Source organism: Nostoc sp., from assembly GCF_036917535.1.
In the GTDB taxonomy this organism is placed as follows: Bacteria; Cyanobacteriota; Cyanobacteriia; order Cyanobacteriales; family Nostocaceae; genus Nostoc.
On record NZ_JBALDA010000067.1, the window covers coordinates 24,894 to 37,603 of the forward strand.

Annotated in this window: 5 protein-coding genes and 1 tRNA gene; 5 read left to right on the plus strand and 1 reads right to left on the minus strand. The window is 43.5% G+C overall.

Features of this window, described 5'->3' with window-relative positions; all coding sequences use genetic code 11:
- Positions 1–40: 40 nt before the first annotated feature.
- From V7K56_RS21935 to V7K56_RS21950, 4 genes are all read left to right on the plus strand, one after another.
- Entirely contained in the window at positions 41–3,418 is a 3,378-nt protein-coding gene (locus V7K56_RS21935) for an efflux RND transporter permease subunit (protein ID WP_334913544.1), read from the plus strand.
- 229 nt (positions 3,419–3,647) lie between these two features.
- Positions 3,648–4,085, plus strand: coding sequence for a DUF6918 family protein (locus V7K56_RS21940; protein WP_334913546.1), 438 nt, complete (start codon positions 3,648–3,650; stop codon positions 4,083–4,085).
- A gap of 474 nt (positions 4,086–4,559) precedes the next feature.
- Positions 4,560–4,644 (plus strand) — tRNA-Ser (locus V7K56_RS21945).
- A gap of 208 nt (positions 4,645–4,852) precedes the next feature.
- Positions 4,853–6,034: a CapA family protein gene (locus tag V7K56_RS21950; protein ID WP_334913548.1), complete on the plus strand. Its 1,182-nt coding sequence runs from the start codon at positions 4,853–4,855 to the stop codon at positions 6,032–6,034.
- Between the two features lie 129 nt (positions 6,035–6,163).
- Here the strand turns inward: V7K56_RS21950 and V7K56_RS21955 are convergent, their stop codons facing one another.
- Positions 6,164–7,789, minus strand: coding sequence for a serine/threonine protein kinase (locus V7K56_RS21955; RefSeq protein ID WP_334913550.1), 1,626 nt, complete (start codon positions 7,787–7,789; stop codon positions 6,164–6,166).
- A gap of 608 nt (positions 7,790–8,397) precedes the next feature.
- On the opposite strand from V7K56_RS21955, the gene V7K56_RS21960 reads away from it, so the two are divergent.
- Positions 8,398–12,705 (plus strand): DUF4347 domain-containing protein, encoded by a 4,308-nt coding sequence (locus V7K56_RS21960; RefSeq protein ID WP_334913552.1) that lies wholly within the window; start codon positions 8,398–8,400, stop codon positions 12,703–12,705.
- The last annotated feature ends 5 nt before the right edge of the window (positions 12,706–12,710 follow it).

Here is a 12,710-nt window from a genome sequence, read left to right on the forward strand (position 1 = left end):
TTCCTAATCAGTCTAAAACTTTTCCTTTATTCCTTGATTTATGTTTGTCAATACCTTCATCAGACGTCCAGTCTTGACGACGGTCTGCACGTTCATCATCTTGCTGCTGGGAAGCATCTGTATTCCGATCCTGCCGATTTCTCAGCTACCAGAGCTTGCTCCGGTGCAAATCACTGTTAGCTCTAACAATATTGGTGCGGATGCTCAAACAACAGAAAGTACTGTCACCAACATTATTGAGCGACAAATTAATGGGGTTAGAGATGTATCCTATATATCTTCTAATACGGGTAATGATGGTTCCAGCAATATAACTGTCTCCTTCCCAACTAATGTCAATAGCGATATTGCTCAAGTAAACGTTCAAAATAAACAAGCACTTGCTGAACCTCAACTGCCAGATATTGTTCAACGAACAGGTGTCACTGTTGAAACGGCATCAAGCAGTCTGCTTCTGGTTTATGGGTTTTACTCAGAAAATAATGAGTATGACAACATTTTTATCAGTAACTATGTTGACCTGTATATTTTCGATCAGATCAAACGGCTTCCTGGTGTCGGAAAAGCCACGATTTTTGGGGAGCGCAAATATGCCATGCGTCTCTGGCTCGATCCTAACAAGCTTGCCCAACATCAACTAACTCCTCAAGATGTGACAACTGCCCTGCAAGAACAAAATATTCAGGTGGGTGCAGGGGCAATTGGTAAGGAACCAGCACCAGATAATCAAAGCTTTGAATTTGCTTTACGAGCAACCAGTCGATTTAAAGATGCGGCTGAATTTGAGGACATGGTGCTGAAGGTGAATCAAGGTGGCACTAATAGCACCACTAATAGCACCACTAATAGCACTACTAATGGCATTAATAATGACATTGCTAATGGCATTACTAATAGCGTTACTAATAGCACTCTAGTTAAAGTTAGAGATGTTGGTCGAGTTGAACTGGGAGCAGAGAACTATCTTGCTGATGCCAAATTCACCATCCCAGGAAATACTCCCAAGCCAGCCGTGGGTTTGGGTATATATCAACTTCCGGGTAGTAATGCGCTTCAAGTTGCTCATGCTGTTGAAGAGCAGATCAAAATATTAGAGAAGAGTTTTCCACCTGGACTAAAAGCACAGTTAGCATTTGATACCACTCCATTTGTAGAAATCTCTTTAGAAGAAGTTCTGCACACTCTGGTTGAAGCGATTGTCCTAGTGGTCTTGGTAATTTTTATCTTTTTGCAAGACTGGCGTACCACGATCATTCCCACTGTTGCGATCCCTGTTTCCCTGATTGGGACGTGTGCAGCTTTGTTGGTTTTAGGATTTCAGATTAATACACTGACCTTATTTGGTTTCGTCCTCGCGATCGGTATCGTCGTCGATGATGCAATTATTGTAGTGGAGGCAGTTGCGGTCAAACTAGAGGAGGGCATGAGGCCCTTTGAGGCTGCTGTTGAAGCCATGAAGGAGTTAACTGGGGCAATCATTGCCACTTCACTTGTACTCATGGCGGTATTCATTCCAGTTGCATTCATTCCGGGCACTACTGGGATTGTCTACAAACAATTTGCGTTAACCGTTGCTTGCTCCATTGGCATCTCGACCTTCAATGCCTTAACCTTCTCTCCGAGTATGGCAGCCATCCTCATGCGCCCGGCTCAGACTCCACGGGGCCCTTTGGGGTGGTTCTTTACGCAGTTTAATCGAGGATTTGGCTGGTTCACGCGCCGATATGTCAGGTTTGTTAGCTACCTTACCCATGTCAAGCCGATTGTAATTGGGGTTTTCATTACTGGTTTACTAGCAACAGTTTTGATGTACAGAGCAGTGCCTACCGGATTTATTCCAGAAGAAGACCAAGGTTACTTCTTTGTGATTGTCCAAGGGCCTGACGGGGTTTCTTTGAAATACACCGAATCTGTGATGAATCGGGTTGTCAAAGAAGTAACATCACTTCCCGAAGTTCAAGCTAGTTTTATGATCAGTGGTTTTGGTTTCGATGGCAATGCTTCTAATTTAGGCATCGCCTTTGCTAACCTGAAACCCTGGAAAGAGAGACCTAGCCAATCTGAGTCTGTCTATGGAATACTTCAGAGAATGAACAAAAAGCTCTCTGCAATTACAGATGCCAGAGCGATCGCTGTGAATGCTCCTCCAGTTAGAGGATTGAGTACTACGGGTGGTTTTGAGTTTATCATTCAAGACAAAACTGGAACTGCGCCGATTCAAACCCTGGTTGACACTACTAACAAATTCATTGCGGCGGCAAATAAAAAGCCTGTTTTACAACGAGTCTTCACTCAGTTCACCGCAGACACTCCCCAATTTGACATTCAGGTAAACCGCAACCAAGCCAAAGCTCTCAATGTCGAACTCAACGACATCTTTGGGGCGTTGCAAAATTATTTGGGGTCGCAATATGTAAATGACTTTGTGCAGGGACAGCGACAGTATCGAGTTTATGTGCAAGCAGATGGGGTTTTCCGCTCTAATCCAGAGGATATTGGCAAGTTGTATGTTCGCTCTGCAAATGGGGCAATGATTCCGTTGAGCAGCCTGGTGAAAGTTACTCCCTTTGTGGGGCCAAAAACCATCTCCCATTACAACTTGTACAGGTCAATCAAAGTCCAGGGCGCTCCTGCTCCTGGTGCTAGTTCTGGACAGGCGATTAAAGCAATGGAGGAAGTAGCAGCAGAGGTTTTACCTCAAGGCTTTGGTTATGAATGGACAGGCACTTATCTCCAAGAGAAGACATCTGGAGGAGCTACAGGCTTGATTTTTGCCTTAGCGATCGCGATTGTCTTTCTGGTGCTATCGGCTCAGTATGAAAGCTACATTGACCCAATTATTATTTTGCTGACTGTTCCTCTAGCAGTCTTAGGAGCGATGACAGCCCTTTGGCTACGCTCAAATATTTTCATGGCAACTAGTCTTTTCCCGAAAGTGGTGGATGATATCTATTGCCAGGTAGGTCTAGTAACTTTGATTGGTCTAGCTGCCAAGAACGCGATTCTAGTCGTGGAATTTGCCAATCAATTGCATGAGCAGGGCATGAGCTACACAAGGGCGGCAGTAAAAGCAGGGCAAGAACGTCTGCGACCGATCTTAATGACATCCTTTGCAGCGCTGTTAGGATTTTTGCCCTTAGTAATCTCTCAAGGGGCTGGAGCCAGCAGCCGTTGGTCTTTAGGAACGGCGCTGTTTGGGGGGTTGATGCTTTCAACATTCTTGAGTTTATTCTTAGTGCCAATTTTGTATATTTTGGTTAAGAGTTTGGCTCAGGCTATATTATCTCGGAAGCGATCGGGAGGCTCAAACCCTCCAAATTCTCAAAATGGAGCTTCGGGAACTAGACATAAAGCTCTACCTGCTGGTTCAAGTCAGCCAGAGACACAACTCAGGTCTCAGGAGGATGGGATAACCTAACTTTTGCCCTTCAGTCTCCTAGCAAAGTGCAGATAACCTAGAGAATGCTTGCCAGTGTTAGGGGACTTCTCTTAGTCCCCGCATTTTTTTAGCAATTTGAACTATACAGGTTAAAAGCGTATCAGCTTATCCACAACATTCTCTAACTCTGATACCATTTTCTGTAATTTCCTGCTTGCTAAAAAAATTAGTCGAATAAAAATTAAGTACTTAGATAAGGAAGAGTGAAATGGGACTTAACGACGGACTTTTGAACCCGACCAAAAAGGCTATGGTCATAGATGATTGTTGCAACATGATTGAAGGACAGCTTGCATCCAAGTCAGGCATGAGCGGCATCGCTTTGAAAACTGCCTTTGCTGCTTTAAAGGGGATTAAGCCAGGGTACATTCCCTATGTCGTTGAGCAGATATTACCGCAATGCTTTACAGCTCTCGATCCCATCTGGAGTCAAGGTCTAGAGAAAGGCGACCCAGTTGAATATCTGAGTGCGAATCGCTCTGATACAGCAGATGCACTACTGGGTGTTACTGATGCAAGAGTCAAGAACTCAAACCGCCAAATCGTGCGAGGAACTTATGAAAAACTTCGCGGTTCAGCCAAAAAACACGTAGAAGAAGCAGTGCCAGACTTAGCCAAAGTAATCAATAATTACACTAGGGTCTGAGCCAGAGAAGCTAAGACGCGATTAATTGCGTCTTTCAGATTAATTGATCGCGCAGCGTTTCTTCTGGAGAATCGCATTTTAGCTTTTGAGATATATTTGCAAGGTTATTTTTGAGATAAAAAATGGCGGAATTTTTACTGGTTATGCCAAAATACGATCGCACTGGTATCAGCATGAGTCACTTGGTGCGATCGCTTTTATTGGAGTGGTTGAGATAAGAGGATGTTAATTAAAAAATATTTCACAGAATAATACGAGTGCTGTTATTTTTAAGTCATGTTAATGTAATATGATGAATTTTATGATGTCTTTTTCGATGTCTACAGACCTTAATTCGCCCTTGGCGTTCTTGGAGGATGCGTTACGCAAAAAAAAAGCGATAATGCTATATTATTATGGGGAATCCAGCAAAATTTCCCTAAATTTATAGCATTTGAATGTAGAATAGATACTCAAATGTTTGAATAAATAGTTGGAGAGGTGTCCGAGCGGTTCATGGTGACGCACTCGAAATGCGTTTTGGGGAAACTCAACGGGGGTTCGAATCCCCCCCTCTCCGTTCAAAAGATTATTGAAAATTTACTACAATGTGGCTAAAATTTACCTGCCTTTAACGAGAATCCAGAGCAACTTGTCTGTTTATTGCAAGTGAGATAGGATTCTCGCTTAATATTTAAGTGGTCCAATAGTTACTAAAAAACACTAAAATATACACCGCCAACACAGATTTTTGGGATAAACTAATGCCATCGTGTGAGGACTGAACGATGGTAGATCGCAGCTTGGGGAGAGTATTCTCATTTAGTCTTATCAGCATTTGTTTATATCTAGGTATTAGTATAGGAGTTATTATCCGGCTTGGACAATCACAGCGATTAAACGCTGCTACTACACCTACTAAGCCTGTGCAATTTTCATTAGCTATTCCTACACTTACGTCATCAACAACAGAACAACAAACCTTTCCAGATACTATTACCATCAAAGCCGTTGGAGATATTATTCCCGGCACTAATTTCCCTAACTATAGATTACCCCGCTTTCGAGATCAATTATTACCAAAATCAGTGAGAACTCACTTGCAAGGAGCTGATATCTTGTTTGGTAATTTTGAAAGTAGTCTAACTAATTATCCCTATACTGCCAAAGATATTAGTCGAGGACAAGTCTTTGCCTTTCGCTCTCCACCTGCATATGCCCAGCTTTTTGCTGAAACTGGTTTTAATGTGTTCAATATGGCAAATAACCATGCAATGGACTTTGGGCCAGTAGGGTTCAAAGATACAATGAAAAATCTTCAGGCAGTGGGCATTGCAACATTAGGTCATAAAAATCAAATTCTTTATTTGGAAGCTAACAATATTCCCGTGGCAATGGTCGGGTTTTCTCCTTATGAAATGTATAATTCCATCCATAATTTAGGAGTAGCTCAAGCACTCGTAGCAGAAGCCAAAAATAAAGCCAACATTGTAGTAGTATCAATGCACGCTGGAGCGGAAGGAACGGGGGCACTACACGTTAAGAATCAAACAGAGTATTTTTATGGAGAAAACCGAGGCAATTCGATCGCCTTTGCTCGAAACATGATTGATGCAGGAGCAGACTTAGTACTAGGACATGGCCCTCACGTTCCCAGAGCGATGGAAATTTATAAGGGAAAAATCATTGCCTATTCTTTAGGAAACTTTTTGGGATATCGGACTTTATCTACAAATGCCCAAACAGGTGACTCAATGATTTTAGAAGTCAAACTCAACTCAGCAGGAGATTTGGTATCAAGTAAAATTATTCCTGTTCGGATAGATCGGCAAGGAATTCCTCATATTGATCAGAGTTTTCAAACTGTGAGACTTATGCGTTATTTGAACAATCAAGCTTTTCCCAAGAATCCGGTGAAGATTAATAAGAAGGGAGAAATTGTTGTACAAAATAGGCTTAATCCTTCCTAAAATAACTACTAATACTCGCCAAAGGCGAGAAGCAAGCTACGTAATTTGTAATTAGTTAATAGGAGTGAGCGCTGTGCTGGACTGACTACGCTGCTTCATTAAAATCCCAAATTGAAAATCTAGAATTGATTAGTTATTGTCATCTTGTGGCTTTTCCTCGAACTTCTGAATATTCTGGGGTTGACTATTAGTCGGTGAATTTTGCTTTTCTAGTGTTGGTACTACTACAGCAGAAGGATCTGATTGTTTGGATTCTGTTGGTGGTGCTGGTGGTATAAGTACAGGTTTTGATGGACTTACGGATTGAGGGGAGGCAGGATTTTGACTAGAAGCGGGTAAGTTCTTTTGTGGAAATGGCAATGGTGCGGGGGAAGCTTTTCGAGATGAGCGGATTGCCCGTAGTTTCTCCACTAAGGAGGGTGTGGGTAAAACGCTAGGTGAAGGTGTGGATTTTTCGGAATTATCGCGTTGCGATTCTCTTGTAGGGTTGCTAGGAGATTCTTGTTGGGAAGAACGACGATTGCGCCGACGCTGTTTGGAATTAGAGGCAGGTGCTGTTTCGGATCTTGAGGTAGTGTTAGTCTTTTCACCTCTAGGTGAAGATGTACTATCAAAATTAGGTGCTTTCGCTGCTGGTTCTTGAGTTGGCTGTTGAAAAAGCGGCTTTGCAGTCGGTTGCTGCTGAGATTTGGGTAATATACTCGTAATCCCAAAACCTGCTATAGCAGCAATTAGGGCTACACCTATACCAATAAATATCTGAGATGACCCCAGCTTTATTGCCAGTACGGTTTCTTTCGCGATGCCTGGGTTGGGTTGCGCCAACACAGATGGTCTATAAATACGATTTTGGGCAGTTTTTCCAATTAAAGTTGCTGCCTGTTGGGCAGATAAATTGATAGTTGGCACTGCATAAGTGGGTAAGACTTGCGATGTCCGATTCACTTCATTTCCAGGTAGTAATTGCAGCCACTCAGCAACTGTCGCTGGCCGAAAACGAGACTCTACTGCCATACCGCGCATTACCGCCTGGTTGACAGCAGCACTCAAGTGTGGTTGTAATTCGCGAGGTGAAGGCATTTGTTCGCGATCGCGCAATAATGCTGGCATGGGAACTTGGGCTGTCAGCAGTGCATACAAGGTTGCTGCTAAACCATAAACATCTGTGGCGGGTGTGCGCGCCGCTTGCGTCATATACTGCTCAATGGGAGAATAACCCTCAGAAACCAGACCTGTGTGGGTCTGCCTGACACCGCCATTAAATTCCCTGGCAATACCAAAATCAATTAGTACAACTTCCTGTGTTCCTTGGCGAAGGATGATATTATCTGGTTTGACATCACGGTGTAACAAACCGTTGTTGTGTACAACCTGCAACGCTGCCCCAATTTGCCGGATGTAATGAATTGCTGTAGCTTCAGGCAAAGTTATCCCCGGTAAAACAAATGCGTCTCCCAAGGTTTCGCCAGGAATGTATTCCATCACCATATAAGGCAGTCCAGCTTCTACAAAAAAGTCACTAACTCGGACTATATTTGGGTGAATACACGTAGCTAATCGTCTAGCTTCATCTTGAAATTGGCGCTCGAATTTGGCAAAATCAGGATGTTGTCGCAACCGTTCATTGATGGTTTTCATCACCACCTCTTGACCTAAGTAGTGATGCCTAGCTTTAAAGGTAATGCCAAAGCCGCCCCGCCCTATTTCTTGAATTAGGGTATATTTTCCATCCTGCAAAATTGTGCCTGCTAACATAAAGAGTCCTGAATCCTGAGCGAGCAGATAAGTAGCGAGTCCTGAGTTTTGAGGGATTTCCCCAAAATTTTCCCATATTTTTATCGGGCAGGGTTCTTGCCTGTCTATTTTACGGGATGATTTAGTTGTTGAAATTTCTGAAGTGAGAAAGACCTCCCTGCGATCGCAACAGTTTTATCTTTCTCAGATGATAGCGCGGGAGTGCGGCAAGCTTAAAGCGGAAGACGGGCTAAGGCTATTTTTTAGATTTTATAAAAGTCATTTTTAGAAAAGCTATTTAAAACCCAAATTCATCAATTGAATATCTGGCACGACCTTAAAAAAACTTGAGAAACCGCTTTTGTGGGCAAAAAATCTAGGTTTTTAGGATAAACCAGTATAAAAACTGATTTTTGATAACCAAGCTAGATGTGAGTTGGATAACCTAGTAAAATTACATACTTTTACTGCTTTACAAAAGTGCTAGATTGCTAGATGATAGCAACGAAAGGGAAAATAATTAGTAAACATACAGTTTTTTTAGCTCTCGGTAGTTGTGTGAAAACCCCGTAATTACAAGGCTTAAGTCGGTTTGAGTTTCCCTCATTACCTTAGCTGAAAGTAACAAAATGGCAACGCTACATACCTCAAACTTCCCAGAAAATCACGCAACTTTTACCTCATATACCCATAGTCTAGTCTTCATCGATATGGCGGTTGAAGACTATGGCGATTTAGTCAATGGTATGCTTCCCAATAGCCAAGTGTTCGTACTTGACTCGACACAGAACGGTATTGAACAAATTACAAAAATTCTGGCAAGTTGGGTAGACGCGCAACGACTGGTCGTTAGACATCGCTCAATTTTGACTGATATTCATATTGTGTGCCACGGTGCCCCAGGTTACTTGCAATTGGGCAACACACATTTAGGACTTGATACCCTCAATGAATACAGCCAGCAACTCCAACAATGGCAGAAGATATTTTCAACCTGTGGCAAAAGCGATAACCCCAGTAACTTACTCATCTATGGTTGCAATGTGGCTTTGGGTGATGCAGGGGCAGAATTTGTAGAAAAACTGCACCAACTCACAGGAGCGAATATTGCCGCTTCTCGTCAACGGATTGGCAATGCAGCATTAGGCGGTAACTGGGAGTTAGAAGTTCGCACTGCTGATATGGAAGTAAATCTTGCGTTTGCACAAATAACGCGAGAAGCTTACCCAGGAGTACTAGCAACTTTTACGGTGAATAATATCGGAGATACGGATGATGGGAATGCCAACAACGGCATCACCACACTCCGGGAGGCAATTAACTTAGCAAATGCTACTCCTGGGAATGATACTATTACCTTTGGGGGTGTATTCACTGATACTACCCCAGATGTTATCACCCTTACCTCTGGACAACTAACGATTACCGATGATCTGACTATCTTGGGGACTGGGGCATCTCAGCTGACTGTGAGTGGCAATAATGCCTCCAGAGTGTTTGAGACATCGGGCATAGGAACAGATGTCGTCATTGATGGTCTGACCGTTGCTAATGGTAATATCAATCCCAATTATTACAATGGCAGCGGTGTTTTAGTCGATAACAATACCATTCTCAGGCTCACTAACAGCACTGTCTCCCGCAATACGGGAGAGGGCATCTATAACTCTGGCATCCTCAACCTAACGGGAAGTAGTGTCTCTGGCAATACAGGAAACGGGATCACTAATAATCTTGACATTGCCTTCCTCAACCTAACGGGAACCAGTGTCTCTGGCAATACATATAACGGTATTTCCAACTTTGGTGGTACAGTCAGTCTAACTAATAGCAGTGTCTCTAGCAATACGCAAAGCGGCATATCTAATGAGGCTAGTGGCGGTTATAATTTAACTTCTTCTGGTTCCCTTAGCCTCACCAATAGCAGCATCTCTAACAATACAGCAGAAGGCATCTCTAACGTAGGCAGCTTTCTTAGGCTTACCAATAGCAGTGTCTCTGGCAATAGAGGAGGGGGCATTTCTAACTTACACCTCTCTGATATATATTTTGATGCCTCAAGTTCAGCAATCTTGATTAACAGTACTGTATCTGGTAATAAGGCTACCTCTGACGGCGGCGGCATCTATAATAACGACACCCTCTCTCTTATCAACACCACGATTACCAATAATACAGCTGACTCAAACGGCGATGGGACTGGAGACGGTGGTGGTGTTTTTAACGATGGTGGAGCTATCACTGTTGGCAACACTATCATAGCAGGCAACTTCGATAAGTCCACCTCCGCAAATATCTACCCCGACGTGGCTGGAAGCTTCAACGACTCAGGCAATAATCTGATTGGTAATAACACTGGTAGTACTAGTTTCACTACCAGTACCTTAGTAGGAACTAGCACCAGCCCCATCAACCCCAAACTCAGCCCTCTACAAAATAACGGTGGTACAACCTTTACTGATGCTTTACTTGCTGATAGTCCCGCTATTAACGCAGGCAATAATTCTCTAGTTCCTGGTAGTATTACTACTGACCAAAGGGGCGCTGGATTTAACCGAATATCCGGCGATAGAGTGGATATTGGTGCTTATGAAGTCCAGTCCACTAGCCCACCACCTGTTAATACTGACACAGTAGTGACTAATACTAACGATTCAGGAGCAGGATCGTTGCGGCAGGCTATTCTCAATGCCAATGCTAATGCTGGGGCAGATACCATTACATTTGCGGACGTGTTCACCGATGCCACCCCAGATATCATCACCCTCACCTCTGGGAAATTGACGATTACCGATGATCTAACTATTTTGGGAACTGGGGTATCTAACCTCACCATCAGCGGGAATAATGCCTCTGGCGTGTTCGAGATATCAGGTACAGGAACAGATACCAGCATTAATGACTTGAAAATTGCTAATGCTAGTGATGCCTTTGGTAGTATTCTGCTCAATAGCAATGCCAGCCTCAGCTTGACCAACAGCACTGTATCTGATAATAAGGGGTCGGTAGGCGGTATCTTTAGCAGAGGTAGCCTTAGCCTGACTAACACTACTGTCTCTGATAATATTGGGTTATCACTAGGAGGCGGCATATTTAACACTGGCAATCTTAGCCTAACTGGAAGCACTGTCTCTAGTAATTCCTCAAGTGGCTACTATGGTGGCGGCATCTTCAACAAAGGCAGTCTCAGCCTAACAAGAAGCACAGTCTCTGGTAATTACCTGCCCAGCGTATTAGATTATGAACGAGGAGGACCTGGCAGTTATTTAGTAGATAGCTACGGTGGTGGCATCTTTAACACAGGCAACCTCAGCATAACAGGAAGCACGGTCTCTAACAGTAGTGCAACCTACGGCGGCGGCATTTTTAACCAAGGCACCTTCAATCTTACCAACAGTACTGTCTCTAGCAATAAAGCGTTCAAAGAGGGCAACGCCATCTCTAACAAAGGCACCCTTACCCTCACCAACAGCACTATTACTAAGAATTACATCCAATCATATCAGAATTTTGATGGTAATGGCTTTTCTGATGCTTATGGTGGCGAAGGTAGAAGCGTTTTCAATGACTCTGATGGCACTGTCATTGTTGGCAACACTATCATTGCAGGCAACTTCGGCTTACAGGGCGACGTTTTCGGCAACTTCACCGACCTCGGCAGTAACTTGATTGGCAATAGCACTGGTAGTACTGGCTTTACTACCAGCACCCTCGTCGGCACCAGCGCCAACCCCATTGATCCCAAACTCAGTCCGCTGCAAAATAACGGCGGTGCAACCTTAACTCACGCCTTACTTGAGAATAGTCCTGCAATTAACGCAGGCAAGAATGCTTTAATTCCAGCAGGAATCACCACTGACCAACGTGGCGCTGGATTTGACAGAATATCTGAGGGTAAAGTTGATATTGGTGCCTTAGAGTTCAATGGGCTGAATGGAACCAATGGCGCTGATAATCTAGTGGGCAAAAACTACAGTGATATAATTAATGCTCAAGCTGGAAATGATACCATCACAGGTAATCAAGGCAACGATATCCTAACTGGTGGCGGTGGCAAGGATAGATTTGTTTACAACTTAGGTGACGGTGTTGATACAATCACCGATTTTGGTGGGTTAGGTAAAGGCTCAAATCCCTCGGCAGCCATCGCTAGTCAATTGGATACCCTGAAATTCCAAGGTGCTGGATTGACAGCCCGAAATCTGTTACTCACCCAGAATGCCAGCAATCTGGAAATCACTTTTGAAGGCGTAGCTGATGACAAAGTTATCCTGCAAAACTTTCCTCTGGAGAACTTAGACAACCTATCAACGCTAGGCAATATCTTGTTTGATGGGCAAAGCAGCATTCGTGACAGCTTTGATGTCTTCAATGCCAACTCTACTCAAAACACCATCTTCAACAAAAACACAGTCACCTTTCTCAATGACCTAAATAACAATGTCAATGGCTTTGAAAACTCAGATGATGTTATAAATGGTCAAGAGGGTGATGACTACATCAATGGCAAGAGTGGCAACGACCTGCTACGCGGTGGTACAGGTAACGACACTCTCATTGGTGGTGCTGGTGATGACATACTAATTGGCGGTCAAGGTAGCAATAACCTCAGTGGCGGTGCTGGTAATGATATTCTATTTGCTGGTGATTATAAGGATACCCTGAGTGGCGGTAGCGGTAGTGACCAGTTCATCTACCAAGTCTCTAGCACTAATCATACGATTACTGACTTTAATCAGAGCGAGGATAAGTTAGTCCTTACTGATGTGCTTAAAGGTGACGGCTACAGTGGCAGTAATCCCATTGGTGATGGCTACCTAACGTTTGTGCAATCGGGTACTTCTACACAAGTTAATGATTACTACAATCAGACCTTGGCGACTTTGAATAATTTCACGGCTACAAATCTGGTAGTCGGTACTAACGTTATCGTCTAGTACTC